At 69.0% G+C, this 26,154-nt stretch carries 26 protein-coding genes; 16 read left to right on the top strand and 10 right to left on the bottom strand.

What is annotated here, in order from left to right; translation table 11 throughout:
• Nucleotides 1–268 precede the first annotated feature (268 nt).
• Together ABFX55_RS36165 and ABFX55_RS36170 are read right to left on the bottom strand one after the other, a co-directional pair.
• Nucleotides 269–835, bottom strand: a complete 567-nt coding sequence (locus ABFX55_RS36165) for an anthranilate synthase component II (protein WP_183652940.1) — start codon at nucleotides 833–835, stop codon at nucleotides 269–271.
• Nucleotides 836–991: 156 nt separating this feature from the next.
• Nucleotides 992–1,612, bottom strand: a complete 621-nt coding sequence (locus tag ABFX55_RS36170) for a class E sortase (protein WP_346127369.1) — start codon at nucleotides 1,610–1,612, stop codon at nucleotides 992–994.
• A 131-nt stretch (nucleotides 1,613–1,743) separates the two neighbouring features.
• On the opposite strand from ABFX55_RS36170, the gene ABFX55_RS36175 reads away from it, so the two are divergent.
• Nucleotides 1,744–1,989 (top strand): cell division protein CrgA, encoded by a 246-nt coding sequence (locus ABFX55_RS36175; protein ID WP_183652946.1) that lies wholly within the window; start codon nucleotides 1,744–1,746, stop codon nucleotides 1,987–1,989.
• A 34-nt stretch (nucleotides 1,990–2,023) separates the two neighbouring features.
• On the opposite strand, the gene ABFX55_RS36180 is transcribed toward ABFX55_RS36175, so the two are convergent.
• Both ABFX55_RS36180 and ABFX55_RS36185 read right to left on the bottom strand, forming a co-directional pair.
• Nucleotides 2,024–2,749 carry a rhomboid family intramembrane serine protease gene (locus ABFX55_RS36180; RefSeq protein ID WP_346127371.1) on the bottom strand — a complete coding sequence of 242 codons (726 nt, stop codon included), beginning with the start codon at nucleotides 2,747–2,749 and terminating at the stop codon, nucleotides 2,024–2,026.
• Between the two features lie 247 nt (nucleotides 2,750–2,996).
• On the bottom strand, nucleotides 2,997–3,533 hold the full coding sequence (locus tag ABFX55_RS36185; protein ID WP_425567468.1) for a peptidylprolyl isomerase: 537 nt from the start codon (nucleotides 3,531–3,533) through the stop codon (nucleotides 2,997–2,999).
• A 189-nt stretch (nucleotides 3,534–3,722) separates the two neighbouring features.
• Here ABFX55_RS36185 and ABFX55_RS36190 point away from each other — a divergent pair, with 189 nt between their 5' ends.
• Together ABFX55_RS36190 and ABFX55_RS36195 are read left to right on the top strand one after the other, a co-directional pair.
• Nucleotides 3,723–4,193 carry a hypothetical protein gene (locus ABFX55_RS36190; protein WP_346127373.1) on the top strand — a complete coding sequence of 157 codons (471 nt, stop codon included), beginning with the start codon at nucleotides 3,723–3,725 and terminating at the stop codon, nucleotides 4,191–4,193.
• Between the two features lie 70 nt (nucleotides 4,194–4,263).
• Nucleotides 4,264–5,316, top strand: a complete 1,053-nt coding sequence (locus ABFX55_RS36195; RefSeq protein ID WP_346127375.1) for an Rv3169 family protein — start codon at nucleotides 4,264–4,266, stop codon at nucleotides 5,314–5,316.
• A 34-nt stretch (nucleotides 5,317–5,350) separates the two neighbouring features.
• On the opposite strand, the gene ABFX55_RS36200 is transcribed toward ABFX55_RS36195, so the two are convergent.
• Entirely contained in the window at nucleotides 5,351–5,788 is a 438-nt protein-coding gene (locus ABFX55_RS36200) for a hypothetical protein (protein ID WP_346127377.1), read from the bottom strand.
• Between the two features lie 122 nt (nucleotides 5,789–5,910).
• Here ABFX55_RS36200 and ABFX55_RS36205 point away from each other — a divergent pair, with 122 nt between their 5' ends.
• Genes ABFX55_RS36205 through ABFX55_RS36215 form a run of 3 tightly spaced genes read left to right on the top strand, consistent with a single transcriptional unit; the run spans nucleotide 5,911 to nucleotide 8,202 of the window.
• Entirely contained in the window at nucleotides 5,911–6,582 is a 672-nt protein-coding gene (locus ABFX55_RS36205; protein WP_183652961.1) for a response regulator transcription factor, read from the top strand.
• Nucleotides 6,579–7,817, top strand: a complete 1,239-nt coding sequence (locus tag ABFX55_RS36210; protein WP_346127379.1) for a sensor histidine kinase — start codon at nucleotides 6,579–6,581, stop codon at nucleotides 7,815–7,817. Before ABFX55_RS36205 ends, ABFX55_RS36210 begins: the two co-directional genes overlap by 4 nt.
• A gap of 10 nt (nucleotides 7,818–7,827) precedes the next feature.
• Nucleotides 7,828–8,202 (top strand): QcrA and Rieske domain-containing protein, encoded by a 375-nt coding sequence (locus tag ABFX55_RS36215; protein WP_346127380.1) that lies wholly within the window; start codon nucleotides 7,828–7,830, stop codon nucleotides 8,200–8,202.
• A 157-nt stretch (nucleotides 8,203–8,359) separates the two neighbouring features.
• Here ABFX55_RS36215 and ABFX55_RS36220 read toward each other — a convergent pair whose 3' ends face one another.
• Nucleotides 8,360–9,136, bottom strand: coding sequence for an MBL fold metallo-hydrolase (locus ABFX55_RS36220; protein ID WP_346127381.1), 777 nt, complete (start codon nucleotides 9,134–9,136; stop codon nucleotides 8,360–8,362).
• Nucleotides 9,137–9,240: 104 nt separating this feature from the next.
• Here ABFX55_RS36220 and ABFX55_RS36225 point away from each other — a divergent pair, with 104 nt between their 5' ends.
• Together ABFX55_RS36225 and ABFX55_RS36230 are read left to right on the top strand one after the other, a co-directional pair.
• Nucleotides 9,241–10,215 carry a DUF3800 domain-containing protein gene (locus ABFX55_RS36225; protein WP_346127383.1) on the top strand — a complete coding sequence of 325 codons (975 nt, stop codon included), beginning with the start codon at nucleotides 9,241–9,243 and terminating at the stop codon, nucleotides 10,213–10,215.
• A gap of 93 nt (nucleotides 10,216–10,308) precedes the next feature.
• Nucleotides 10,309–10,788 (top strand): YcxB family protein, encoded by a 480-nt coding sequence (locus ABFX55_RS36230; protein ID WP_346127385.1) that lies wholly within the window; start codon nucleotides 10,309–10,311, stop codon nucleotides 10,786–10,788.
• Nucleotides 10,789–10,809: 21 nt separating this feature from the next.
• On the opposite strand, the gene ABFX55_RS36235 is transcribed toward ABFX55_RS36230, so the two are convergent.
• From ABFX55_RS36235 to ABFX55_RS36245, 3 genes are all read right to left on the bottom strand, one after another.
• Nucleotides 10,810–11,973, bottom strand: a complete 1,164-nt coding sequence (locus ABFX55_RS36235; RefSeq protein WP_346127387.1) for a pentapeptide repeat-containing protein — start codon at nucleotides 11,971–11,973, stop codon at nucleotides 10,810–10,812.
• A gap of 390 nt (nucleotides 11,974–12,363) precedes the next feature.
• Nucleotides 12,364–14,427 (bottom strand): elongation factor G, encoded by a 2,064-nt coding sequence (gene fusA, locus ABFX55_RS36240; protein WP_346127389.1) that lies wholly within the window; start codon nucleotides 14,425–14,427, stop codon nucleotides 12,364–12,366.
• A gap of 290 nt (nucleotides 14,428–14,717) precedes the next feature.
• Nucleotides 14,718–17,444, bottom strand: a complete 2,727-nt coding sequence (locus tag ABFX55_RS36245) for an ATP-binding protein (protein ID WP_346127391.1) — start codon at nucleotides 17,442–17,444, stop codon at nucleotides 14,718–14,720.
• Between the two features lie 136 nt (nucleotides 17,445–17,580).
• Between ABFX55_RS36245 and ABFX55_RS36250 the strand changes: the two genes are divergently transcribed.
• The 8 genes from ABFX55_RS36250 to ABFX55_RS36285 all read left to right on the top strand — a co-directional run bounded on the left by ABFX55_RS36250 (nucleotide 17,581) and on the right by ABFX55_RS36285 (nucleotide 25,366).
• Complete coding sequence (locus ABFX55_RS36250) at nucleotides 17,581–18,366, top strand: alpha/beta fold hydrolase (protein WP_346127393.1); 786 nt, start codon at nucleotides 17,581–17,583, stop codon at nucleotides 18,364–18,366.
• On the top strand, nucleotides 18,363–18,905 hold the full coding sequence (locus ABFX55_RS36255) for a dihydrofolate reductase family protein (RefSeq protein WP_346127395.1): 543 nt from the start codon (nucleotides 18,363–18,365) through the stop codon (nucleotides 18,903–18,905). The genes ABFX55_RS36250 and ABFX55_RS36255 overlap by 4 nt, the downstream gene beginning before the upstream one ends.
• Nucleotides 18,906–19,109: 204 nt before the next feature.
• Nucleotides 19,110–19,658, top strand: a complete 549-nt coding sequence (locus tag ABFX55_RS36260) for a hypothetical protein (protein ID WP_346127397.1) — start codon at nucleotides 19,110–19,112, stop codon at nucleotides 19,656–19,658.
• Nucleotides 19,659–19,764: 106 nt separating this feature from the next.
• Nucleotides 19,765–20,661, top strand: coding sequence for an RNA polymerase sigma factor SigJ (gene sigJ / locus ABFX55_RS36265; RefSeq protein WP_346127399.1), 897 nt, complete (start codon nucleotides 19,765–19,767; stop codon nucleotides 20,659–20,661).
• A 125-nt stretch (nucleotides 20,662–20,786) separates the two neighbouring features.
• Nucleotides 20,787–21,404 (top strand): hypothetical protein, encoded by a 618-nt coding sequence (locus ABFX55_RS36270; protein WP_346127401.1) that lies wholly within the window; start codon nucleotides 20,787–20,789, stop codon nucleotides 21,402–21,404.
• A 532-nt stretch (nucleotides 21,405–21,936) separates the two neighbouring features.
• On the top strand, nucleotides 21,937–22,149 hold the full coding sequence (locus ABFX55_RS36275) for a hypothetical protein (protein ID WP_346127403.1): 213 nt from the start codon (nucleotides 21,937–21,939) through the stop codon (nucleotides 22,147–22,149).
• Nucleotides 22,150–22,190: 41 nt separating this feature from the next.
• Nucleotides 22,191–23,180 (top strand): radical SAM protein, encoded by a 990-nt coding sequence (locus tag ABFX55_RS36280; RefSeq protein ID WP_346127404.1) that lies wholly within the window; start codon nucleotides 22,191–22,193, stop codon nucleotides 23,178–23,180.
• Between the two features lie 353 nt (nucleotides 23,181–23,533).
• Nucleotides 23,534–25,366, top strand: a complete 1,833-nt coding sequence (locus ABFX55_RS36285) for a translocation/assembly module TamB domain-containing protein (RefSeq protein WP_346127406.1) — start codon at nucleotides 23,534–23,536, stop codon at nucleotides 25,364–25,366.
• A 47-nt stretch (nucleotides 25,367–25,413) separates the two neighbouring features.
• On the opposite strand, the gene ABFX55_RS36290 is transcribed toward ABFX55_RS36285, so the two are convergent.
• Nucleotides 25,414–26,148, bottom strand: coding sequence for a dienelactone hydrolase family protein (locus ABFX55_RS36290; protein ID WP_346127408.1), 735 nt, complete (start codon nucleotides 26,146–26,148; stop codon nucleotides 25,414–25,416).
• Nucleotides 26,149–26,154: the final 6 nt, after the last annotated feature.

Genomic DNA, 26,154 nt, shown 5'->3' on the forward strand with positions numbered 1-26,154 from the left:
GGTCGCCGGAAGCGTTCACCCGGGAAGCCGAACCGGCTCCCCCACCACTCCGGGGCAGACCTCGCGCCGAGACTCGTCCCCGCCACTCGGGGGCGGATCGGACGTCGGGGACGTTCACCCCGGCACGTCGCACGGAAACGTCCCCGCCACTCGGGGGCGGATCGGACGTCGGGGACATTCACCCCGGCACGTCGCGTGGAAACGTCCCCGCCACTCGGGGGCGATGGCGGGGACGTTCATTGAGTAGTCGTTCCGGGGCCCCGCGGTGTTACAGGATCGACTTGAGCCAGTTGCCCAGCAGCCAGTGCCCGTGCTCCGACAGCACCGACTCCGGATGGAACTGGACCCCCTCGATCGGCGCGGAGCGGTGTCTGAGGCCCATGATGACCCCCTCCGCCGTCCGAGCGCTCACCTCGAGCTCCTCAGGCACCGTCTCAGGCCGTACGGCGAGCGAGTGGTAGCGCGTCATCGTCACAGGCGACGGCAGCCCCTCGAAGACGCCTCTGCCGTCGTGCGTGACCGCGCTGGTGCGACCGTGCATGAGCTCGGGCGCCCTGGAGACCGCCGCGCCGTACGCAACGGCGATCGCCTGGTGCCCGAGGCAGACGCCGAGCAGCGGTGTGCCGCGCTCGGCCGCGTACCGCACCAGGGGGACGCTGACGCCCGCGGCCTCGGGCGTGCCGGGGCCGGGGCTCACCAGCACGCCGTCGTAGCGGTCGACGTCCTCCACCGCCACCACGTCTCGCGGCAGGACGTCGCACAGCGCGCCCAGCTCGCGCAGGTACTGCACGATGTTGTGGACGAAGCTGTCGTGGTTGTCCACCACAAGGATCATTTGCGGACAGTCACCTCATCCAGCGTCACAGCGGGCTCTAGTAGTGGAAACACCGCATACCAGAGTACGGTTCCCGCCCCGGCCACCAGGACGAGGGCCGTGAGGAGCCGCACCCCGAAAGAGCCGGGCAGATGACGCCAGATCCAGCCGTACACGTCAGACCTTTCTCGGCTCGGTGTCCTTGAGCACGCCGTACACGATGAGCCGCTGGGCGGCCGAGTACTCGGGATGGCAGCTGATGAGCGTGATCATCGCTCTGACGGGGGTGATGTCGGGCTTGCCCGGCACCGCGGCGAGGACCTCGACGTCCTCGGGTTGCACGATGTCCTGCGAGGTGACGCGGTAGGTGTAGCGCGCCTCGCGGGCGTCCACGACGATCTCGTCGTCGCGCCTCAGCTCGTCGATGCGGTTGAACGGCGCCGCATAGGTGGTGCGGTGACCCGACAGGACGAAGTTGCCGACCCTTCCGGCCGCGGCCGAGCCCGGGTAGTGGCCAGGCCCCTTCTTCAGGTGCTCGGCGTCGACGCCCTCGACCACGGCGTACTGCCAGTCCTTGCCCAACCTGGGGATCCGCAGCAGCGCGACGGCCCTGCCGAGCGCGATCTTGCCCAACTCGGCCTGCGTGTCGCCCCGCTCCTCGTCGAGTTGGCGCTGCAGCAGGAGCTGCTGGCGCTGGGTGTAGGCGCCGGTGCCCCAGAGCAGGTAGCCGCAGAACAGGAGCATGACCAGACCCGCGGTGATGCTCAGCTCACCGGCCGTCCTCAGCAGCGCCCTCACGCTGGTCAGCGTATTCAGGGGGCTCGCGGATGTCGGGGATCGCCATGTTCCGCGCGTGGCGACTATCCTGGGCCACACGATAGAGCCTGGGGACTGTCCGGATGGCCCAGGCCGCCAGCAGGAGTTATCCAGTGCCCAAGCCGAAGACACGCAAGAAGGCGGTTTACACACCGCCGCAGAAGTCGCAAGAGGTCAAGCTCAGCCCGAGGTGGCTGGCACCGACCATGGTCGTGTCGTGGATCATCGGGATCCTGTGGATCGCGATCTACTATGTGGCCCCACAAGCGCCCCTGTTCGGGACGCTCGCCAACTGGAACCTGCTCATCGGGTTCGTTTTCATCATCTTCGGTGTGGTGCTTTCCACCCGCTGGCGTTAGTTCTTTCCACAGGTTTTCCACAGCCTGGGGAAAATCAGGAGAGCAGCACTCCTGTCCTGATCACGACCAGGGCGACGAGCGCCAGAAAGACCCCCAGGAGCGCCAGTGTCTGGAACAGGACGCGGTGGCTTCTGGGGGCGTAAGCCATCGCCGCGGCGAGCACCGCGCCGGTGATCAGGCCGCCGATGTGACCGGTCCAGCTGATCCCGGGGAAGACGAACGTGATCACCAGGTTGATGACGATGAGGACGGCCACGCCGCGCACGTCGAACCTGAGCCGCCGGCCCACGACGAAGATCGCGGCGAAGAGGCCGAAGATGGCGCCGGACGCGCCCACCGTCAGCGTGCGCGGGTCGTCGAACCAGTAGCCGAGCACCGAGCCGCCCAGCGCGCTGAGCAGGTAGAGGGCGGTGAACTTGACGTGCCCGAAGGCGCGTTCGAGCTGCGGTCCCACCAGGTAGAGCGCGTAGCTGTTGAACAGGATGTGGAAGACGCTGCCGTGCAGGAACGCCGCTGTGATCATCCGGTAGTACTGGTCGTTGATCGCCACGCCGGCGACCCACATGCCGAAGTCGGTGGTGATCTGCTGTCCCGTGAGCCACTGCAGGGCGAAGGCGAGCAGGTTGATGCCGAGAACGGCCCACGTCACGTAGGGCGTGCTGACCACGGCGCCGCCGAAGACCGACTGGGCGTGCCGCACCGTCTTGTTGCCCTCGGCCACGCACTCGGGGCACTGGAAGCCCACCGCGGCGTCGCGCATGCAGTCGGGGCAGATGGGCCGGTCGCAGCGTTGGCAGCGGACCCACGTCTCACGGCCCGGATGGCGGTAGCACGTCGGGACCTGCTCCGCGGGCTGCGAAGGAGGGCTGGGCGGCTGGCTGGTCATGAGGAGCCTTTCTCGTCCACTGACCGCCAGCCTACTCATGAGAAACGTGCCCGCTGGACCCGAATCGTGCTGGTGGTCCGTCGGGCACGTTTCTCCTGCGGCGAGCGGGCCCGCCCGCGCGTCAGGCCTCGACGCGGTCGATCGTCAGCGACTCGATGACGACGTCCTTGGCGGGGCGGTCGTTGCGACCGGTCTCCACCCTGGCGATGGTGTCGACGACGTCCTGGCCCTCGATGACCTCACCGAAGATCGAGTGCTTGCGGTTGAGGTGCGGCTGCGGGCCCACGGTGATGAAGAACTGCGAGCCGTTGGTGCCCTTGCCGAAGCGGATGCCCGCGTTGGCCATGGCGAGCAGGTAGGGCTTGTTGAAGACGAGCTCGGGGTGGATCTCGTCGTCGAACTCGTAGCCGGGGCCGCCGATGCCCTGGCCGAGCGGGTCGCCTCCCTGGATCATGAATCCGGAGATGACGCGGTGGAAGATGGTGCCGTCGTAGTAGCGATCGGTGCTCTTCTCACCGGTGCCCGGGTGCGTCCACTCCTTGGTGCCCTCGGCGAGCTCCACGAAGTTACGGACCGTCTTCGGCGCCTTGTTCGGGAAGAGTTCGATCTTGATCAGACCATAGTTGGTCTGCATGTTCGCGATCAGCTTCTCAGCCACGAGACAGCTGCCCCCCTCTGTGCACAGGGTTGTTCTGTGATGGTTTGGATGTCACGGCCGATGGGGCCGTTCAAGCATCCTCCCACGGCTCGTCATGATTGAGCCGCCTTGTACCGGGAAGGTCACGCTGCGGGGCCCCAAACGACTGGGGAGGTTGTCGTGTCCCTGACACTCAGAAAGCACCGCGTCGTGGTCGAGATGCCCGCGACGTGGATGGGCCGAATGAAGGCCCAGGCTATGCGAGCCGGAGATCGGCTCGTCCCGGTGGCGGACCAGGCCAAGGTGGCGGCCGCGCACCGGATCGAGGACGCTCGTTACTGGGCGGCTCCCAAACTGGAGGGCGCCGCACACAGGGTCGAGGATCAGATCGCCCCGGCGGTCAGCGCGTTGCTGACCCAGGCCGCGGGCAGGATCGACCCGACACCGGCGAAGTCCCGCCGGTGGCCGACGCTCGTCCTTGTCACCGGCCTCGCGCTGGGCGCGGCCGGATACATGTTCTATCGGCGCAATGCCCAGCAGTGGACCGACCACATGAAGGACTCCGCCTCTGACGCCTCTCGTTGGGTCAGTGAACGAGCCGACCAGACAACGGACAAGGTCTCGTCGAACGCGGAGCAGGCGGCCGAAAAGGTCGACCAGGCCGCCAAGAAGATGTCCTGACGGTTCAACGCGGCCGTGCCCGAGGCACGGCCGCGTTGACCTTTAACCAAGCGCTTGCTACAACCAGCGCATGACCCTGTCACCGCTGGACGACCTACCGATCCACCAGGCCCCCGAGGTCATGCGGCATGTCGCTACGTCAGATCGCAACTTCTACGATCGCTACTACTTCAACTGCCACCCTGGCTCCGACGAGCTCATGCTCATCGTCGGCATGGGGCAGTACCCCAATCTGGGCGTCACCGACGCCTTCGCCGTCGTACGGCACGCCCACCTGCACCGGGTCGTCCGAGCTTCGCGCGAGCTCGGACTCGACCGTATGGACACCGGGGTCGGCCCGTTCAGGATCGAGGTCCTCGAAGGGCTCAAGCGGCTCAGGGTCGTGCTCGAGCCGAACGAGCATGGCCTCTCCTTCGACCTGACCTGGACGGGCGCTATCCCCGCGACGCTCGAGCCTCGGCACTTCGTCCGCTGGCAGGAGCGCGTGATCTTCGACTCCGTACGGATGGCCCAGACGGGCCACTGGTCGGGCAGCATCGTCCTCGACTCCCGGACCATCCCCGTCGACACCTGGATGGGAACCAGGGATCGCTCATGGGGCATCCGGCCGGTCGGCGAGCCCGAACCCCCCGGCATCCAGGCGAAGAACCCCGGCACCTTCTACTGGCTCTACGCCCCCATGCAGTTCGAGGACCACGCCATCCTCTGCATCGTCCAGGAGGACGAGAAGGGGCGCAGGGTGCTGGAGGAGGCTGTCAGGGTGTGGTCGGACGGCAGGGAGGAGGAGTATCTCGGCCGTCCTGAGTACCACCCCGTCTACGCCCCCGGCACCCGCGACGTCGTCGAGGCCACCATCACCATCGGGAAGATCGAGGTGCGCTGCACGCCGATCCTGCCCGTCCACCTGATGGTCGGCACCGGGTACGGCCTGGAGCCCGGCTGGAAGCACGGGATGTACCAGGGGAGCGAGCCCGTGGTCGAGGGGGTGACCTACACCTTGCCCGAGGACGCCGGCCGCATGTGGGGCATGGTGGACGCGGTCGGGCGCTTCGAGTATGACGGGCAGGTCGGCCACGGGCTCTTCGAGTACTGGGCGCTCGGCCCGCACCCGTCCTTCACCTGAAGTCTGCCGTACTGGACCCCCGTGCCCTGTGCGGCTACTTGGCGGTGCAGGTGATGGTGACGGCCGTGGCGAGCTCCTTGTCGCCGGGGCCGTCGGCGGAGGGCTCGCCGGTGACGGGAGCCACGCTGATGACGGTCGGGATGTCCTCGCCGCCGCCATCGGCGTTCGGCTTGGCGGGCTGCGCCGGCGTGGCGGCGACGGCGCCGGTGGTCTCGCTCCAGCGCTCCACGCTCTCGACGCCCTCGGGCTTGGTCACCTCGATCCCGTCGTCGTCCACCTTGATCGCGACCATGCTGCCCTCGATCTTGTGCGCGGGCACCGCCTGGGTGAAGTCGAAGGTCTTGCCGTCGCTGGTCACGCAGGTGCCCGCCTTGGCGGGCGGCTCGTCGGAGGCGTTGGCCGAGCCCACGAGGCCACCGGCGAGCAGAAGGGCGGTCACGGCGCCCAGAGCGGCGATACGTCGCTTGAACAATGTCATCTCCTTTGTTCGGGAAGGAACGCTCGCAGCCTGGCCCTCCGAACCTGAAGGCACCCTGAACGCACCCGAAACGATCTTCAGGTTGGCTTTAGGTGGCGTGAGGCACCCTGATGGACGTGCGAGTGCTACTGGTCGAAGACGAGAAGAGGCTGGCCGACCTGGTCAAGGGCGGCCTGACCGGCGAGGGCTTCGCCGTCGACGTCGCCTACGACGGCCGTGACGGGCTGTGGATGGCCAAGGAGAACGACTACGACGTGATCGTCCTCGACGTCATGCTGCCCAGGCTGAACGGCTACGCGATCTGCTCGAAGCTCCGCGAGGCGGGCAACTGGACGCCCATCATGATGCTGACCGCCAAGGACGGCGTCTACGACGAGGCGGAGGCTCTCGACAACGGCGCCGACGACTACCTGGCCAAGCCGTTCTCCTACGTCGTGCTGCTGGCCAGGCTGCGCGCGCTGGTCAGGCGAGGGGGCAAGGAGCGCCCCGTGTCACTCACGGTCGGCGACCTCACGATCGACCCGGCCGGACTGCGCTGCCGCAGGGGCGAGACGGAGATCGCGCTGACCCCCAAGGAGTTCGCGGTCCTGCACGGCCTGGCCCGCAGGCCCGGCGAGGTGGTCTCCAAGAGCGAGCTGCTCGCGCAGGCATGGGACTTCAGCTACGAGGGCGACCCCAACATCGTCGAGGTGTACATCAGCGCGCTGCGTCGCAAGATCGACCTGCCGTTCGGCAGGACGACGCTGGTGACCGTACGCGGCGCGGGCTACCGGCTGGAGGCGGCATGAACGTACGGCTTCGCGCCACGATCGCTGCCACGATCGTCGTGGCCGTCGCGCTCGGCATCGCGGCGGCGGTCCTGGTCTCGTCGCTCAAGGGCAGCCTGGAACGCAGCGCGAACGCGGAGGCGGCCAGGAAGGTGGTCTCGGCGGTGCCGATGGCCGTCGAGGCGGTGCCCGCGCAGCAGGCCACGCTCCCCTCGCTCACCACGGACCCCGACGTGCAGCTCGTCAACGCGGCCACCACGCGCGCCGCGATCCCCTGGCAGGCGACCGATGACTTCGCGGTGGCCACCATGGACGTCTCCACGAAGGCGGGCACGGTCACCGTGTGGGGTCGTGCCTCGCTGGTGGGGGCCGAGGAGGCGCTCGCCACGTTGAACGGCCTCCTGTTGCCGGGCGTGCCCCTCCTGCTCGCGGTGGTGGCGGGGATGACGTGGTTCTCCGTCGGCAGGGCGCTGGCCCCCGTGGCGGCCATCAGGACCAAGGTGGCCGACATCACCGCCCGTGACCTGCATCAGCGCGTGCCCGTCCCCGACTCGGGCGACGAGATCGCCAGGCTGGCCACCACCGTGAACGGCACGCTCGACCGGCTGGAGACGGCGGTCGAGCGGCACAAGAGGTTCGTCGCCGACGCCGCGCACGAGCTGCGCAGCCCGATCGCGACGCTCAGGGCGAGGCTGGAGCTGGCCCCTCCCACGGAGGACACCACGGAGGCGCTCGCCGACCTCGCGCGCCTCCAGGCGCTCGCGGGCGATCTGCTCCTGCTGGCCAGGCTCGACGCGGGCGAGCCGCTCAGGACAGAGGAACTCGACCTCGGCCAGGTCGCGGCCGAGGAGTCGGCGCGGCCGGGCAAGTCCGTTGTGATGGACATCAGCCCCGACGTGGTGATCAACGGCTCGCGCGGTCACCTCTCCCGCCTGGTCGTCAACCTCGTGGACAACGCCGTACGGCACGCCGCCACCATCGTCGAGGTCCGCGTGTATGAGAAGGACGGCGAGGCCGTCCTCGAGGTGCTCGACGACGGGCCAGGGATCCCTCACGAGCACAGGGAGGCGGTCTTCGACCGCTTCACCAGGCTGGACGAGGCGAGGGCGAGGGACGGCGGCGGCGTCGGCCTCGGCCTGCCGATCGCCAGGGACATCGCGACCCTGCACGGCGGGACGCTGGCCGTACAGGGCGGGGGGCTCGTCGCGAGGTTCCCGATGAACCGGACGGCTCGCGCATACGTGAAGCCACTGTGAGGAGGCCAGCATGATCACACGTCGGGCACTGATCATCAGAGGTGGCGTCACGGGGGCGGGAGCTTTGTTCCTGTGGGCCAGTCCCGCGGAGGCGGCGGCGGGACCGGTCCTGAGCAAGACCAGGACCATCCCCGTCGGAGGCGGGAAGATCCTGAGGGGCAAGTACGTGGTGACCCAGCCGACCAAGGGCACGTTCAGGGCGTTCAGCGCCGTCTGCACGCATCAGGGGTGCACGGTGGCGAGCGTCAGCGGCGGCACGATCAACTGTCCCTGCCACGGCAGCAAGTTCAGCATCGCGACGGGCGCGGTGGTCAACGGGCCCGCCAAGCGGGCGCTGGCCCGCAGGAGGATCAGGGTCTCGAAGGGCGTGATCAGGCTGGCGTAGAGGGCGGCAGGCGAAGGGAGGCCAGTCCCCTGTGGAAGGCCTCCCTGGTCGCCTATCTGTTGGCCAGCGGAACGGCCCAGCGCCGCGACCGTCCTGCACGAGGGCCGGTAGGGACCGCGCGCCTGGGCGACGCTCGCCGACCCTCATGGCAACCGCGTCAGTCGACGTCGTCGAGCTGGAGGAAGGCCCGTTCGAGCGCCTGCGGGTAGGGGATCTGCGAGATCAGGTCGCGCAGGCCCTCGACGTGCGCGCGTCGCGCCAGGTCGGCGGTCGTGGCCAGCTCGCCCAGCTGCGCGGTCACGAAGGCGCGGTCCACCACCGCCCCGTGCCCCGGCACGATCACCGGCTCGGGCAGGTCGGCCAGCATGGCCGTCAGCGTGCCAGGCCAGTCGAGGGGATAGCCGTCGTCGAACGCGGGCGGCGCGCCCTCCTCCACCAGGTCGCCCGCGAAGATCACTCCAGCGTCGGGGACGTGCACGACGATGTCGTTGTCGGTGTGCCCCCTGCCGAAGTAGCGCAGGTGCACGGGCCTGCCGCCGATGTCGAGGGTCGCCCTGTCGGTGAAGGTGTGGTCGGGCGCCACGATCTCCACGTCGGCGGCCTCAGGCTCCCTGCCTGCCGCCACCCTGTCGCGCACCGCCTCGCCGTCCTTCTCGATCTCCTCGGCGGCCCTCGCGTGGGCCCAGATCTCGGCGGGGACGAACATCGCGTTGCCGAAGTAGTGGTCGAAGTGGGCGTGGCTGTTGACGACCGTCCAGGGGTCGGGCGTGATCCTCCTGATCGCCGCGACCAGGTCGCTCGCCCTCCGCGCCGTCTCCCTGGTGTCGAGGACCAGGCAGTGACCGTCGCCCACGACCAGCCCGACGTTCAGGTCGTAGGACTCGTGCCGCCTGACGAAGACCCGATCCCCCACCTCGTGCCACTGTTCGCTCATGCCCCCATTTTGACGGACCCCCGCGCCAGGTAATCCGCTTGAGGGCCTTGCTGCGCTTTGCGACACTTGTCAGCCGACTGCTCCCCTCCCGAGGGAATTGCACTGTGGCTCGAGCACCGACCGAGATCGCCTGCGACGAGTCCGGCTCCGAGGGCGAGAAGCTCATCGGCGGTAACACCACCGTCTTCGCGCACGCCAGCCTGAGGCTGACAGAGGAATCGGCGGCGGAGTGCATCCAGGAGATCCGGAACAGGGCGCCTTCTCCGACTCTGGAGTACAAGTCCAGCATCATCCGCCGCAGCAAGCATCGGCACGCTCTCAAGTGGCTGCTCGGTTCGTCGAGCCCGCTTCACGGCGAGGCGCACGTGTTCCTCATCGACAAGACCTTCCACGTCGTCGGGAGGATCGTCGACCTGCTCACCGGGGACGGCACGTCCATGGCTGTCGCTCTCTATCGCGACGGCGAGCAGGCGTTCGGACCCGAGCGGTGGACGGCCTTTCTCGAGGCGTTCAACGAGCTGCTGCGCGCCAGGAACGGCCGCGGTTCGAGCGTGTCCGTCGACACGGCCTTCGGGCTGGTCGACGCCCTGCGCCTGCCCGGCGCGGGCGGGCGAGCCGGACAGATCATGGAGCTGCTCTCGCAGGCCAGGCCGAGGATGGAGTCCTACAGGACGCGCCTCGTGGACGACCCGGCGATGGTCCCCGCGCTCGACCTGCTGGTCCCCGCCATCGTCCAGGCCGTCGTCCACTGGGGTGAAGGCGTGCGGCCCGTCTCCGTCGTCCACGACCGGCAGACCCTGCTGACCGACACCCGCATCGCCCAGCTGAAGGAGATCCTCTCCGCCACGCCCGCGGCCCGGCTGAGCGGGATCAGGCTCGTCGACTCCCGTCTGGACGCCCGGGTCCAGGTCGCCGACCTGCTCGCGGGGGCGGCGCGGCAGATAGCGGAGGACGAGCTCAACGGACGGGGCGACGAGGAGCTCATCGCGCTGCTGCGTCCCTATGTGGACGCGTCCTCCATCTGGGGAGACGAGCGCAGCTGGGCTTCGCTGGGCCCTGTGCCGTCCGCCCGCCCGTGAGGCAGGTCGCCCCACGCTGCGACGCGGCTTCCATGCCACCTCCGCCCGCGTACGGCGCGATGATGGACACCCCCATCAGACGAAGGCGGCACAGTGGACTTCACGGTCACATACGAACCCACTCCCGACGAGGTGGCGCGAGCGCTCGCCCAGGTCCTCAAACGGCAGCTCAGACTCACCTCCCTGGTACTGCCGTCGGTGCTGGCCCTGTCGGGCCTCGTCTGCTTCGCGGTCGGCAGCACCGGCCTCGGTGTGGGCATGCTCGCAGGGGCGGTCGTCTTCCCCCTGCTGCTGACCTGGTCGATCCGCAGGAGCGCCAGACGGCAGTTGGCCCATCTCTGCGTCCCGACCGTCATCAGGATGACCACCGACGGATACGAATGCCGAACCGAGCAGTCGAGCACCTCGATGAAGTGGTCCCTGTTCGGGGACATCGTGACAGGCCCCGAGTTCTGGCTGTTCTACGCGAAGAAGCAGTGCATGGGCTTCCTCCCGAGGCGCGCCTTCGACAGCGGCCGGCAGGCCGAGTTCGACGCCTTCATCGCCTCCCGGCACCACGCCGAGGCGCCCTGAGTCACGGACTCCGCCGCTGCCTCACTCGAAGATCACGCCCGCAGCCTCCGGATCGTAATCCGCCGGCCACAAGGTCCCTCCGTTGGCCTTGGCCCCCAGGAGATTCGCCTCCAGGAGCGCTGCCCCTGACAGGTCCGCGTCCCTCAGATCCGCGCCACGCAGATCGCAAGGAGGGTACGTCGGGCCACGTGCGATCAGTGACGAGGAGAAGAATCCGTGATGGGCGAGCAAACTGATGGTCTGGTTGACCTGACGCCGGGAGTACTCGATGGACCGAGGGTCGAGGTCGAGGAGTTGCTCGTCGGTCCAGTCAGGTGTCAGCGTGAGCCTTTCCAGGTACGCCCCGGCGAAGCCGGCTCCACGCAGATCTGCCTTGCGAAGGGACGCCCCGGACAGGACCGCCATCGTGAAGTTGGTGTTCATCAGGTTGACGCCGTCGAGCTTGGCGAGAATCAGAAAGCTCTGGCCGAAATGCCCGAACGCCACCTGGGCGAAGCTGAGATCGGCGCCGCTGAGGTTCGCGGCCATCAAATTGGCTCGAGCCAGGTTTCCCGACGCGAGATTGCTCTGCTGGAGATCCCACAGTTGGACGTTCGCCTGGCGCAGGTCCACACCTCGAAGATCGGTGTTCTGAAACACCGGCCGCCGTTGCGGTTCGACCATTATTTCATGTTCGACAATCTTGGTGATGGCAGACCAGTTCCGTAGGGGCCGGATGGCCGCGAAGAGGGCCAGGGCTTCGTGTACGTCCCGGCTCCGCACCGCCAAGGGCAGAGCGGTGCCGTCGAGGGCACCGGCACCGCCGGCAGCAGCGGTCTGCCTACCGATGAACGCCTCCAGCAGAGGTCCTAACTCTTCTGGATCTATCGCGTTCTGCTCCCACGCCTTCCTCAGCCAGAGGAGTCCTGCCACCCTGGTGTCGGCGAGTTCACTGTTGAACTGCGCGACGGCCTTCGCGTGCAGGTCGATTGATTGGCTGGCCTGAGCGAGCCGGACCTGAAGGTAGCCGAAGAACGCGGTGAGCAGGAAGAGCGTGGCCGCGGTCGCCGAGACCAGCGTGCCACGCACCTCGTTCTGGAATTTGGCCTGTTCGGCACTGCTGAGGCCGGATACCGCACCCAATACCAGTTGGGGACCGAAGAGTGCGACCACGACGACAAGAGCGACACTCGCAATCGCGATCAAGAGAACATTGCGGCGCAGTTGACCGACTTGACCCATTCGCCTGCTAGCCCTCACGCCACTCCCTCGGGAAGTCAGGCCGACAAGAAAAAAACGAGCGTCATGCCGATGATAAATCGGATGACATATCTCCGTCAGTGCTTGGGCGCATTGTTCATCGCCTTAGGAGCGGGCGCCGGGTTTGTCGACGACTGTGGCTTTGAGCAGGCTGCCCCAGCCGAGGAGCTGGCCCTTCTTCACGGAGAAGCAGGTACGGCATACGTATGGGTGGGATGTGGGTCAGGGACATGTACCCGGCGCCCTTCTCGATGTGGTCCCGCACCTTCTTCACGCTCAGGAGGAATCCGAGGGGAAGGACGGCCCCGCCCGGTGGGGCGGGGCCGTCCTCGGGTTCTACCGGGACAGCTGCTCGTCCGGCGCAAGGGCGTAGCCGGCGGGGCGGGTGGTGAAGGTTCCGCGGCCCTGCGTCCTGCTGCGCAGCCGGGTCGCGTAACCGAACACCTCGGCCAGCGGCACGGTCGCGGTGATCACTACCGCGCCGGCCCTCGCCGTCGTGTCCGAGATCCGCCCGCGTCGTGCGGCCAGGTCGCCGAGCACCCCGCCCGCGGCGTCCTCCGGCACGGTGACCTCGACCTCGACCACCGGCTCCAGCAGCGCCATCCGGCAGGCGCGCAGGGCCTCACGCAGCGCGAGGCGGCCCGCCGTACGGAACGCCGGCTCCGAGGAGTCCTTGGAGTGGGTGGCTCCGTCGGTCAGCGTGACGCGCAGGCCGGTCACAGGGTGACCGCCGAGGGGGCCCTCGGCCAGGGCGTCCCTGCAGCCGGCCTCCACCGCCCTGACGTACTCGCGCGGGACCCTTCCGCCGACGACGGCCGAGCGGAACGCGAAGCCGGTGGCGACGTCCAACGGCTCCACGTCGAGGACGACATGGGCGAACTGGCCCGCGCCGCCGTCCTGCTTGACGTGCCGGTACAGCAGGCCCGACACGCCGCGGACGACCGTCTCCCGCAGGGCGACCTGCGGTCGCCCCACGGCGACGTCGAGGCCGTGGTCGCGACGGATCTTCTCCACCGCCACCTCCAGGTGCAGCTCGCCCATCCCTGACAGCAGCGTCTGCCCGGTCTCGGCATCGGTCCGTACGGCCAGCGAAGGATCCTCTTCCACCAGCCGCGCCAGCGCCGTCGCCAACCGGTCGGAACCGGCGCTCCTGCGAGCCTCGACCGCCACGGAGACCACAGGGTCGGCGGTGGTCGGCGGTTCGAGGAGCAGCGGAGCCTCAGGCGCGGACAGGGTGGCCCCGGTGCGGGCCGACTTCAAGCCGATCACCGCGACGATGTCCCCTGCCACCGCCCTGTCCACCTCGGCGTGCCGGTCGGCCTGCACACGCAGGATCCGGCCGACGCGCTCGGTGCGCCCCGCGCCGACGTCCAGCACCGTGTCCCCCTTCCGCATCGTTCCCGAGTAGATCCGCAGGTAGGCCAGCCGCCCGGTGGCGGTCGAGCTCACCTTGAACACCAGCGCGGCCAGTGGCGTCGCCGGATCGGCGGTCCGCTCGAATACCGCGCCGTCCTGGGTGCCGATGATCGTCGGCACGTCCAACGGCGACGGCAGGTAGGACACGACAGCGTCCAGCAGCGGCTCGATCCCGCGGTTGCGGTAGGCCGATCCGCACAGGACCACCACTGCCTCGCCAGTACGGGTCAGGTCGCGCAGCGCGGTCGTGAGAGTCGCCGCGGAGATCGCCGACTGCGCGAAGAACTCCTCGAACGCGACCGGATGCAGCTCGGCGACGGCCTCCTCCAGCACGCGGCGGCGACGCCGTGCCTCATCGCGCAGGTCGTCGGGTACCGGAACCTCCTCGGCCCGGTCCTGGCCCTCGGCCCAGACCAGCGCCCGCATGCGCAGCAGATCCACCACGCCGACGAACCCGTCCTCCCGCCCGATCGGCAGCTGGACCACCAGCGGGGAACCGTGCAACCGCTCGCGGATCGACTCGACCGCCGTGTCGAGGTCGGCGCCCGCTCGGTCGAGCTTGTTGACGAAGGCGATGCGCGGCACGCCGTACCGATCGGCCCGCCTCCATACCGACTCGCTCTGCGGTTCGACCCCGGCGACACCGTCGAAGACCGCGACCGCGCCGTCGAGCACCCGTAGCGAGCGCTCCACCTCGTCGGAGAAGTCGACGTGGCCGGGGGTGTCGATGAGGTTGATCCGGTGACCGTCCCAGGCGCAGCTCACGGCCGCGGCGAAGATGGTGATCCCACGGTCGCGCTCCTGGGAGTCGAAGTCGGTGACGGTCGTCCCCTCGTGCACCTCGCCCCTCTTGTAGGTGGCGCCGGTGACGTAGAGGATCCGTTCGGTGATGGTGGTCTTGCCGGCGTCGACATGGGCGAGGATGCCCAGGTTGCGGACGTCGTTCAGCTGGTCGGTGTGGTGGGGGTGCGGGTTGGCACGCACAGCCTTGGGCCCTTCATGAGGATCCGAAAAGGACAGCGCGATTCCCGACGGCCTTGACAGGAATCAGGTGGTCGTCAGGGGAGCATCCGGTAACGGCCGCGCAGCCGAGACCGGGCCGACGAAGACACCATGATCACCTCGTGACGAGAAGCGGGAATGACCGAAACGGTGCTGTAGCGCACGGCCGGCTCCCCTCCATCGTCAGATCGCGCGCCGCGGTGTGGTGGCGGCGCGCCGTTCGTGGCGAGTGTACGAGAACGGGTGCGAACGGAGAATCGATTTTTCGCCGCTCACCCTTCCTGGGCGGATGCCGCTCGCCCCTCTTCCGCGCGGTGCGGCAGGAGCAGCAGGGTGTGGGCTCGTTCCAGCCGGGCGCCGATGCGCTCCCATCCCATGACCGACGCCGCGAGCGCCTCGGGGTCGGCGTGCAGTCTGCCGGTGGCACGGGCGAGGCAGGCGGTGGCCCAGCCGTTCTCGCCTGCCGCCGAGGCGGCGGCCGCCAGCCGTTCTCGCGCGTCCGTCAGGCCGGCGACCACGGCGAGCTCGGCCCCCGCCGCCCGCGCGTACGCCTCGTAGCGTCCCATCGGGAAGTCGGCGAACGCCCGCTCGACCAGACCGGCCGCGTCGCTCAGGTCGCCTGAGTGCACAGCGGCCCTGGCATCGACGAAAGCGCCGAAGGAGGACAGACGGCTCTGCCCTGCCCGCGCCGAGCCGACCACCACACCGGCTCGGGACCGCCAGAGACGGTAGCTGCGCCGGTCGTCGAGCAGGCCGTAGGCGAGCGCGACGGCCGACACCGAAGGCAGCAGCCATCCCGCGGCGGGACGGCCTGCGCGCTCCCAGCCGTCCCACATCCGCCCGCCGTACTCCACGGCCTCGACGAGGTCGCCGCTGAGAACGAGGGCGGGGATCAGCCTGCTGGCCGAGATGTAAGGGTGATCGCCGGCCAGGTCGTCGGCCAGCATGAGTCGGCCGGCGGCGATCGCGGCGGGCAGGTCCCCCGCGACGATCGCGTCGGTGCACGCCACGTGCAGGGTGTCGACGATCTCGATGGCCGCGCGGGGATCGTCGCGGTCCATCTCCGACAGCAGGGCCAGCCGTTCCCCCGTGAGCCGATGGGCGTCGCGGTACCGGCCGGCTCGCACGGCGGCGGTGGCCACCGCGTCCAGGCCCGCGCTGATCAGGACGGGATCGCCCGTCGCCCGCGCGGTCGCGAGCGCTGTGGCCGCCATGGCCGGGTCCGGGTCGAAGGCGGCGGGGCGCTCGATCCAGGCGGCGGCCGCGGCGAGCGCCGCCGCCACGACGGGGTCGCCGGGGTCACCGGCCCTGACGGCTTCGGCGAGCAGGTCGCGTAGCCGCTCGGCGGCGATGCCGTCGGGGAAGGAGGCGAGGAACCTGCCGGCCGTCTCCACCGCACGGGCCAGCGCGACAGCCCGTGTGTCGCCCTCGCCCGCGCGATGTGCCTGCTCGGCGGAGGCCAGGAGCAGGTCGAACACGTGCTGCCCTGAGATGGTGTCGAGGGAGCAGTCCGCCGCGCTGCGCAGGTCTCTGGCCGCCTCACTCGGAGTGGGCGCCCGCTCGGCCGCCTGCCGATAGTGGCTCTGGGCCTCGGCAAGAAAGCGGCGGCCGTAGGCGAGGTGGCCGAGACTACGGGCCAGTCGATGGGCTGGTCCTCCCGGCCCTGTGGGGGCGGCGGCCAGGGCCGCGCGCAGGTCGTCGGCGACCGCGTCGAACTCCCGCCGCCAGTCGCTCACCGTCTCGGCTCCGGTGCGCCGGGCGGCGCTCAGCCGCTCCTCCATGGCGCTCGCGGTGTCCGCGGCCCAGCGCAGGTGACGGAGCCTGACGTCACCGTGGTCGTCGTCCGACCGTAACCGCTCGCCTGCGAAGGCTCTGACGATCCGCAGGAGTTGCCATCTGCTTTCCCTCCCGTGCCTGTGGACGACGAGACTCTTGTCGACCAGGCGTCCGAGCACGTCGGTTACCGCGCCGGGACGGCCGTCGGAGGTGAGCGCCGTCGCGGCGGCCAGGTCGAAGGCGCCGCAGAACATCGACAGCCGCCGAAGGAGCGCCTTCTCCTCCTCGTCGAGCAGTTCGTAGCTCCAGCCGATCACCGCGCGCAGCGACCGGTGCCGCTCGTCGGCCACCCGCCCGCCGGTGAGCAGCCGCAGTGTGTCGTCGAGGGCGGCCAGCAGTCCGGACGCTCCCAGTGAGGCGCTGCGCGCGGCGGCGAGTTCGATGGCGAGAGGCACGCCGTCGAGGCGGGAGCAGATCTCCGTCAGGAGGGCCCTGTCGGCGCCGAACTCGGGGTCGGCCGCGGTGGCCCGGTCGAGGAAGAGCGCTTCGGCGTCGGAGTCCAGGGGAAGCGGGGCCAGCGGCACGGTTCGCTCCCCCTGCACGCCGAGGCGTTCGCGGCTGGTCACCAGGATCCGGGTGCCGGGGCAGGCGGCCAGGAGCCGACCGGCGAACCCGGCCGCCGCGTCGAGCACGTGCTCGCAGTTGTCGAGGACCAGCAGCGTCCGATGGTGGCCCAGCCGCTCGACCACGGCGTCCTCCAAGGGCTGTCCTGCGCGCTCCGTCACGCCGAGCACCATGGCCGCCGCCTGCGTGACGAAGTCGTCGCGCGCGGGGACCAGGTCCACGAACGCCCCGCCCGTCGGGTGCGAGGAGAGGATGACCGTCGCGAGGCGGGTCTTGCCGACCCCGCCGGGACCCAGCAGGGTCACCAGCCGGGAGGCGCCGAACGCCTCCAAAACGGCCTCACGCTCCCGCTCGCGCCCGACGAACGAGGTCAGTGCCACCGGCAGCCCCAGGGGCTGCCCTTCCTGGCTGCCCTCCTGCACGGCCAGCGCGGCAAGCGCCTGCCGGTCGCGCACGCCGTACTTGCGCAGCAGCGAGGAGACATGACTCTCGACGGTGCGGACGGAGATGTGCAGCCTGCTCGCGATCTGCGCGTTCGACAGCCGCGCCCCGACCGCCGCCAGCACCTCGGCCTCACGTCCTGACACTTTTGCGATCACCACGACATCATCACCGAGAGGCGGCGTCCGTGAACCCCTCAGTGGTGAATCCGTGGTGAGCACGGATGCCGGAAGGACCCCGTCAGGCGCATTCTGATCACAACAGCCGAAAGGCACCAGCCCCGAAGGGAATCTCATGGACAAGGTCATCTCGCAGGACGGCACCGCGATCGCCTTCGACAGGATCGGGCAGGGGCCGGCGGTGATCCTCATCGGCGGCGGCCCGAACGACCGGTCGGCGAACGCACCCCTGGCCGAGCTGCTGGCCAAGGATCTCACCGTCTACAACTACGACCGGCGCGGGCGCGGTGACAGCGGCGACACCGCTCCCTACGCGGTGGACCGCGAGTTCGAGGACATCGAGGCGATCATCAACGAGGCCGGCGGAGTGGCCCACCTGTACGGCACCTCCGGCGGCGGCATCATCGCGCTGGAAGCCGCCGCTCGCGGGCTCGCCGTCGGCAGGCTGGCGGTGTGGGAGGTGCCCTACATCCTGCCCGGCACCCGTCCCCCGGTGCCCGCCGACTACCGCGAGCAGCTCGTCGACCTGCTCGCCGAGGGGCGCAGGGGCGACATGTGCGAGCTGTTCCTGACCGCCGCGGTCGGCATGCCGCCCGAGTTCGTCACCCCGATGCGCGACTTCCCCGGCTGGTCGTCGATGGAGGCTGTGGCGCACACGCTCATCTACGACGCCACCATCACCGGTGACTTCTCTCTGCCCGCCGACCGGCTGGCAGGCGTCGCGGTGCCCACCCTCGTCATCGAAGGCGAGACGATCCCCTGGATCAGCAGCGCGGCGCAGGCCGTCGCCGAGGCTCTGCCCGACGCACGGCGGGCCAGCCTGACCGGCCAGCCCCACAACGTCTCCCCCGAGGCCATCGCTCCCGTGCTGGCCGCCTTCTTCACCGAGGCCACGCCTTGAGCAAGATCGTCGCCCAGCTGTTCGTGTCGGTGGACGGCGTCGTCGAGGCCCCCGAGCAGTGGCACTTCCCCTACTACGACGAGCAGATGGCGACCGCAGTCTCCGGACAGCTGGACAAGGCCGACATCCTCCTGCTGGGACGCAGGACCTACGAGGTGTTCGCCGCCTCCTGGCCCGCCAGGGGCAGCGAGGTGCCGTTCGCCGACCGGATCAACTCCATGCCCAAGTTGGTCGCCTCGACCACCCTGACCTCGCTGGACTGGCACAACTCGACCCTGATCCGCGGCGAGGTGCCCGTTGAGCTGGCCTCGCTCAAAGCCGAGCCGGGCCAGCACATCACGGTCAGCGGCAGCCTCACTCTGGTGCGGTCACTGATGCGCCACGACCTTCTCGACGAACTCGAGTTGCTGGTCCACCCCATCGTGCTCGGCGCAGGGGACCGGCTCTTCGAGGATGACGGCGAGCGGAAACCCCTCCAGCTCGTCCGCTCCACCACCTTCCCCACCGGTGTCCTGCACCTGACCTACAGGCCGACCTGACCGAACCCGTCCTCCTGGGGCCTCGGCTTCATCGGGCCCCAGGAGGTGCGGCGCACAACAGGGGGATCGCCATCACGCCGCCGAGAAGACCCCCACCGTCGGCTCAGGCAGGACGCGCGGCCGGTTTCGGGCTCCTCCTCGCACCCCGGGATCTGTACCCTTCGCGGGTGATCCTGAGGTTCCCCGATCCCCATGGAGCGCCCCATGCATGACTCCCACTCCCCCGTGCCAGAGCTGAACCAGCTCGCAGAGCTGCAGGAACGGCTCGGGGGAGAGTTCATCGCCGACGGGTTCGAGCTGATCGAATTCGGGGAGCCCCGGCATGACGGCTGGTCGGACGATCCGGAGTTCCTCGACGCCTTCCTCCCGTTCGCCTACGCCAACAGCTCCGGTTCGCTCTACGCCCTCTGGCGCGTCGACGACCGCGCGGACCTGGCAGCCTTGCCGGTCGTGGTGTTCGGGGACGAGGGCGGCGTCCACGTCACCGCCCGCGGCCTGCGGGAGTTGTTCCGGCAACTCGCCTGCGACCGACCGCTGTGGGTCGACTGGGCAGGGGCCGGCTTCGGCGAGTACGAGGGGTATCACCGGGAGGGCGACGGGCGCGGCCAGGCTCGCGAGACGTACCTCGCATGGCTGGATCAGCACGTCGGCCTGACCCCTGCGGAGGATCCCAACGATCTGGTCGAGGCGGCGCAGAGGGAGCTGGGAGCCGGGTTCACGGGCTGGGCCGGGCGCTTCGTGGACGGCCTCTGATCGCGACGGGTCTGCTCGCACGAGGAGGGGAGCCGGTCCCCCGGTCGGATCCACGGCTTCTCGCGGGTCTACTGTTACGACACCCGCGAGGAAGGAATGTGACACGGTGGACGACGGCGAGTTGCTGGCCAGGCGTTTCGAGGAGCATCGGCCCCGCCTGCGAGCGGTGGCCTACCGGATGCTCGGCTCGGTGAGCGAGGCCGATGACGCCGTCCAGGAGGCCTGGCTACGCCTCAGCCGCGCCGACACCAGCGACGTGGAGAACCTCGGCGCCTGGCTGACCACCGTGGTGGGACGGCTGTGCCTGAACGCGTTGCGCTCGCGCGACAACCGGCGCGAGGATCCCCTCGAGGTCCACATGCCCGACCCGATCATCAGCGTGGACGGCGGGGCTGTCGACCCCGAGCACGAGGCGCTGCTGGCCGACTCGGTCGGGCTGGCGCTGCTCGTGGTGCTCGAGACCCTGGCGCCGGCCGAACGGCTCGCGTTCGTGCTGCACGACATGTTCGCCGTGCCGTTCGACGAGATCGCCCCGCTGATCGAGCGGACCCCGGCCGCGACCAGGCAACTCGCGAGCCGCGCCCGCCGCAGGGTCCAGGGCCAGGCCCCGGTTCCCGACCCCGACCTCACCCGCCAGCGTGACGTCGTCAACGCCTTCTTCGCCGCCGCCCGCGACGGCGACTTCGACGCGCTCGTCGCCGTACTCGACCCCGACGTCGTCCTCCGGTCCGACGGGGGTACGGCGCGCGCCCGCCACACCGTCACCTTCCACGGCGCGCGTACGGTGGCCGCACAGGCGGTCACGTTCGGACGGCTCTCGCCGTTCGCGCGTCCCGCGCTGATCAACGGAGCCGCCGGAGTGGTCGTCGCCGCGGGCGGACGGCCGCTGTCCGTCATGGGCTTCATCGTCACAGACGGCAAGGTCACCGCCATCGACGTGATCGCCGACCCGGACCGCCTCAACCAGTTCGACCTCGGCCCTCTCGACGACCTCGACGCCTGACCCGACGCGCCGCCCCCAGGAAGCCGGGGGCGGCAACGCCACGGCTCAGCACGTGTTTGTCGGCACCGCTCGAACGACTGCCTCCGAGGATCGTCGTGATCGTTATACGGCCATAGGCTCGCGAGATGGAGCCCACCACCGAGGAGAAAGCCGGCCTCAACACCGCCCTGAACGAGGCGAGTTGGTTGGAGATGAAGATCGATGAGGGTAGCCGACGGGCGACTCTGTTGATGGACGTTCTCACGCTTCCTGCAGACGGCCCCGCGCCCACCGATTCGACCGTGACTTTGGAGCTTCGCGGACTGAGTCGCCTAGTCGGCTCATACCGACGCGGGTTGTGGAGCGACCCTGACGCCGATGTCCTGCCCCTGACTGTACGGGAACTCGAAGTCGTCATTCATGATTGCGGTGCCTGTCCGGTCTATGGGTGGGAGTTCCTCGACCCGCCCGAAGAGAACTGGAGCGACTGGCGTCACCGGCTCAGCCTGGACATCGAACTTTCTCCTGCACCCGGGGCTCACGTACTGGAGTTGTTCCAGGAGACCCGCCAGGGGCAACTGCACCACCTCGATGTGCGGTTCTGGTTCGACGAACTCCGTATCTTCGATCCGAACGATGAAGAAATGGCCTTGGCCGACTTCATCCGTGGCGGAATTCGATGGTGGGATGCCATGTACGCGGGAGATCCTCGAACGGCATCGTCGGGCATCGTCCCGGGCGGGGCCAGCGAATCGAAAGCCTGAATCACACCCGACGACGGCGGCCTCCGCCATAGAGACCGAACCTAGGCGAACGACGTGGGTTTCCTGTGGGCGGGCCTGGTACGACAGTCTCCCCTCACCCGGCTCGTCCCATCGTCTCAAGCCGGGGTCGGGAACGTGAACGCACGTCGGTCAGGCGTCCCGGCACCTCCCACAAACGGCGTCCCGTCTCGGTGTCGGCCGCCGCGCGTGACAGCGGTACCCGCGTCGGCCCGCCGCGCAGCTCGTTTCTCGGCGTATGCGGTCACCTGTACTTACCGCACCGGGCCGAAATACTCCACCCACGCCCACCGCTGCTCTCGGACTCGCCTTGCCGGCAGGCTCTATCGCTTGGCACCGCCGTCGACCTCGGGCGCCGAACCGGTAGGCCGCGCTTTAGATGTGTCTTTGCTATTGCCTGCGACCGCCCCGGGTACGTGCCCCGAGTAGCCGTGCATGCTCTCGGACATTCGCATGCTCAGCGACCTCGGCGGCCGAGATGCGAACCTCGGCCGAAAACAGGAAAGGAGTGACGATGGCCGGTCAGGAACCTGCCATGGTCGTCCGAATGGACGATGTGAGCGTCGACGAAGAGGGTAAGGTCACGATTCAGAATCCAGCCGTCGCCCAGGCCATGGCGGCCGTCGTGAGTGGGTTGCGGCTGACACCCCACCCCGGCCACAGCCCCGGCCACAGCGCCAACAATTGTTTCGGCGGCAACTGCACCTCGGGTTGTGCCGCAAGGTGAGCGTTAATCAACAAACGCCCCTGTCCACATTCGACAGGGAAATGGTCACCTCGTTCCGCAACGACCGGCTGCATCTGATTCTGTTGCCGACGGAGCAGTGCAATTTCCGGTGCACCTACTGTTACGAGGATTTCGCCATCGGGCGGATGCGGCCCGAGGTCGTTCAGGGCGTCAAGAACCTCATCGACCGTCGCGGCCGGGATCTGACGCATCTGCAGATCTCATGGTTCGGCGGGGAGCCGATGCTGGCCCGCTCGGTCGTCGAGGAGGTGGCGTCCCACGCGAGTTCGGTGCAGCGAGAGTCGACAGATCTGCTGTACGACAGCGACATGACCACCAACGGATATCTGCTCGACGGCTCGGCCGCCGAACGGCTGGCCGAACTGGGCATCCGTAGGTATCAGGTGTCGCTGGACGGGCCCAGCCACCACCACGATCGCACTCGTGTGCGCGCGGACGGCAGAGGTTCGTTCGAACAGATCTGGCGCAATCTGCTGTCCATCCGCGACAGTTCGGTGAACGCGCGCATCCTGCTGCGCGTTCATCTGACCCCCGCCAACCTGTCGGCGATGCCGTCGTTCCTCACCCGGCTCAGGGACGTGTTCCTCGCCGATCCGAGGTTCCTGGTGTACCTGAAGCGGGTGGTACGCCTGGGCGGCCCCAACGATTCGTCCATGGACGTGTGCGACCCCGACGACGAGCGACTCGCCGCCCTGGAGGAGATCGTGCTCGGCGGCGAAAGAAGCGATGGACTGTTCGAGCCGGAGGAGGTGTGTTACGCCTCCCGAGCCAACTCGCTGCTGGTGCGCGCGGACGGCCGTCTGGGCAAATGCACGGTCGGCCTTTCCCACCCGGCCAACACGGTCGGGCGGTTGCTTCCCGACGGCTCGCTCCAGATAGACAACCCGCAGTTCCGCAAGTGGCTGCAGGGCTGGGAGTCGCGCGATCAGGAGTTGATCACCTGCCCCTACGAGGCGTTCACCCGTCAGGACCGACCGCTGCTGCAGGTGACCACGCGTCCCGGCTCGTAGGCGCACGTTCAGAGGGGAGCGGCCGCCGAGAGGCTCCGGGGAAATACGCACGACCATTCTCCCCCCGACATGGTCTTCTCCCATGCCGGAGCTCCGGGTGGACGCCGGGCCAGGATACGGGCGACCGCGGCGCAGATCCTGTGCGATCCAGCGGTCAGCGACCCGGAGGAGCGCATTCCGAAAAGCCTCACCCCACTGATCGGGGTGAATGCGAGTCGGAGAAGAATTCCACCCTCATCCGGCGGTATCCGTGTCTCGGCCGTGCCCTGCGCGTCAGGAGGAGGCGCGTGGAAGCCGTCGGACCCGGCCCTCCGGCGATTGATCTTCGGCGACGCCTGGGAGATTCTCGCGGAATGACCAACGATGCGATGGGGAGCCTGCTGCACCGCCTGCGGGAAGCGGCCGCCCGCGGCGTCCTCGTCGACCTGCGGACGGGCGACCCGGGCGGCGACGATGTCATGGGCTCCGACCGTTGGGACGCCGATCGCACGGTACCGGCGGAGACGCTTCGGGCCGTGCTGCTCGGTGGAGTCGAGCGAGTGCCGGGCGAGGTGGCTGCGGTCCGCCTCGCTGGTGCGCGTATCCGCGGCGTGCTGGACCTCTCCCACGCCGACGTCGAGATCCCGCTGTTCCTGACCGCTTGCTCATTCACCCATACGCCCGATCTGACCTGGTCCCGCCTCCGTACGGTGGAACTCGACGGCTGTGCCGTACCCGGTCTCACCGCCAGGTTCGCCCAGGTCGAGGGGAGCGTCACGCTGACGTCGTCCGTGATCACGAGGAGGGCGGATCTCTCCGGTGCCCGCGTCGGCGGACAGCTCGACCTTTCAGGCAGTCGGCTGTCGCCGCCCGGCGACGTGGCCTTCGACGGCTCGGGGCTCCTCGTGGAGGCGGACCTGATCGGGAGACAAGGGTTGGTGAGCACAGGGGAGGTCCGCCTGCAAGGGGCGAGAGTCGCGGGAAGCGTGTACCTGGAGGGAGCGACCTTCGCGGGCGAGGTCCGGCTCAGGAACGCGAGCGTCACCGGCGATCTCGTCCTCTCGGACGCGTCCATGGACGACGCCGCGGGTACGGTCCTCGACGCCGAACACCTGAACGTCGGTGGCAGCATGCTGTGCTCGCGGGTCACCACGCATGGAGAGATCAAGCTGTACTCCGCCCACGTGACGGGCCAGCTCGTCTTCATCGGCGCCCGCCTGGACAACCCCGGCGGCAGCGCTGTGATCTCCGAGGACGGCCTCACCACAGGCGGAAGCGTCCTCTTCAGTGACGCCGAGGTACGGGGCGCGATCCTGATGTACCGGGCGACCGTGGGCGGGATGCTGAGCTTCATGAACGCGCGGCTGGACCATCCCGGCGCCACCGCTCTCGCGCTCGACGGCCTGAAAGTGGAGTCGCTGCTGCACTGCGGAGGCACGTTCACGGCCGAGGGGAGCATCCGGTTGGGCGGGGCCCGCATCGGGGCGGCCTTCACCCTCGACGGCGCGCTGCTGAGCAACCCGGACGGTCACGCGCTCACGTGTTCGGACGCCACCATGGCCGTGCTCAGGCTCCGCACCCGAAAGCCCATCGTGGGAACCGTGGACATGAGGCACGCCCACGTCGGCAACCTGGACGATGATCTGAGCTCCTGGCCCGAACACCTTCGCCTGGACGGATTCACCTACGACGCCCTCGTCGCGCCGGCCACCGTCGAGGAGCGCCTCGCCTGGATCGGCCGCGACACGAACGGGCACCGGCTGCGCCAGCCCTACGAGCATCTGTCCGCCGTCTACCGCCGCCTCGGCGATGACGCGGCGGCCCGCCAGGTCCTGCTGATCGAACACCGCCGTGGCCGCGTCGAGCTGCCCTGGTACGGCAGGGCGTGGGGCCGTCTCCAGGACGTCACCGTCGGGTACGGATTCCGGCCCCTGCGTGCGGCGGCGTGGCTGGTCGGCCTGCTCGTCGCAGGCACGGCCGTCTATGCGCTGAACCCGCCGAAACCGCTCGAGGCCGGTAAGGCGCCCGCGTTCAACCCGCCGTTCTACACGCTGGATCTGTTACTTCCCGTGATCGATTTCGGCCAGGAACGCGCTTTCAACCCGACCGGTCCGTGGCAGTGGCTCGCCTACGCTCTCGTCCTGTCGGGCTGGATCCTCGCGACCACGATCGTCGCCGCCGTCACACGGTCGCTGAACAGGCAATGAGGTGCGGGTGAGTGACACCGGCGTCCGGTCCGCCGTGTTCGCCGGCGCTACCCGTGGTTGGCGACGTGTTCGTCGAAGAAGGCGAAGGTGCGCTGCCACGCGTCGTCCGCTGCCGGGCGGACGAGGCCGTGACGCAGCGGGAACAGCGCGAGTTTCGCGGTGGGGTGATGGCCGTCCGTCATGAAGGAGTGTCCGGCGGTCGGATAGATCTCCACGTCGTGTTCGATGCCGAGCGCCCGCATGTGCTCCCGCAGCCGAGTGCCGTGCGACCGGAAGCCCTGGTCGCGACCGCCGTAGGAGGCCACGACCGGACACACCGACCGCAGCGCTTCCTGATCCCTGGGGACCACGCCGTAGTTCACCGATGCGGCTCGCACGCCGGGCGGCGCACTCGCCGCGTACGCGAGGGCGAACCCGCCGCCCATGCAGAATCCGATCACACCGAGGCGGCCACCGTCGACGTCTTCACGGCCGGCCAGCCATCGCCTGGTCGCGTCGATGTCGGCGGCCGGGCGACCTGGCCTCCCGGTCGCGAGCTGGTGCATGGCGCGCGCCAGGCACCCGGTCCTGGTGCCGTGGCTGTACAGATCAGGCAGGACCGCCGCGTATCCATGCTCGGCGAACAGGTCCACCACATCCAGCATGTCCGGTTCGACGCCGTAGATCTCGTGCACCACCACCACTCCAGGCCAGCCGTCCACGGGTGCGGTTCCCTCCGGCAGTGCCACCGTCGCCGCCAGCCCACCGCCGTCCGGCAGCGGAATGCGTACGTGTCGTCTCATCAGCAC

The organism is Nonomuraea roseola (genome assembly GCF_039535395.1).
Lineage (GTDB): Bacteria > Actinomycetota > Actinomycetes > Streptosporangiales > Streptosporangiaceae > Nonomuraea > Nonomuraea roseola.

What these genes read in the sequence shown, in the direction of transcription:
- ABFX55_RS36220 (WP_346127381.1), bottom strand. Translation starts at nt 9,136, where the DNA reads ATGAGCGAACAGTGGCACGAGGTGGGGGATCGGGTCTTCGTCAGGCGG.
- ABFX55_RS36165 (WP_183652940.1), bottom strand. Translation starts at nt 835, where the DNA reads ATGATCCTTGTGGTGGACAACCACGACAGCTTCGTCCACAACATCGTG.
- ABFX55_RS36280 (WP_346127404.1), top strand. Translation starts at nt 22,191, where the DNA reads ATGGTCACCTCGTTCCGCAACGACCGGCTGCATCTGATTCTGTTGCCG.
- ABFX55_RS36275 (WP_346127403.1), top strand. Translation starts at nt 21,937, where the DNA reads ATGGCCGGTCAGGAACCTGCCATGGTCGTCCGAATGGACGATGTGAGC.
- ABFX55_RS36210 (WP_346127379.1), top strand. Translation starts at nt 6,579, where the DNA reads ATGAACGTACGGCTTCGCGCCACGATCGCTGCCACGATCGTCGTGGCC.
- ABFX55_RS36270 (WP_346127401.1), top strand. Translation starts at nt 20,787, where the DNA reads ATGGAGCCCACCACCGAGGAGAAAGCCGGCCTCAACACCGCCCTGAAC.
- ABFX55_RS36250 (WP_346127393.1), top strand. Translation starts at nt 17,581, where the DNA reads ATGGACAAGGTCATCTCGCAGGACGGCACCGCGATCGCCTTCGACAGG.
- ABFX55_RS36285 (WP_346127406.1), top strand. Translation starts at nt 23,534, where the DNA reads ATGACCAACGATGCGATGGGGAGCCTGCTGCACCGCCTGCGGGAAGCG.
- ABFX55_RS36215 (WP_346127380.1), top strand. Translation starts at nt 7,828, where the DNA reads ATGATCACACGTCGGGCACTGATCATCAGAGGTGGCGTCACGGGGGCG.
- ABFX55_RS36260 (WP_346127397.1), top strand. Translation starts at nt 19,110, where the DNA reads ATGCATGACTCCCACTCCCCCGTGCCAGAGCTGAACCAGCTCGCAGAG.
- ABFX55_RS36180 (WP_346127371.1), bottom strand. Translation starts at nt 2,749, where the DNA reads ATGCGCGACGCCGCGGTGGGCTTCCAGTGCCCCGAGTGCGTGGCCGAG.
- ABFX55_RS36195 (WP_346127375.1), top strand. Translation starts at nt 4,264, where the DNA reads ATGACCCTGTCACCGCTGGACGACCTACCGATCCACCAGGCCCCCGAG.
- ABFX55_RS36290 (WP_346127408.1), bottom strand. Translation starts at nt 26,148, where the DNA reads ATGAGACGACACGTACGCATTCCGCTGCCGGACGGCGGTGGGCTGGCG.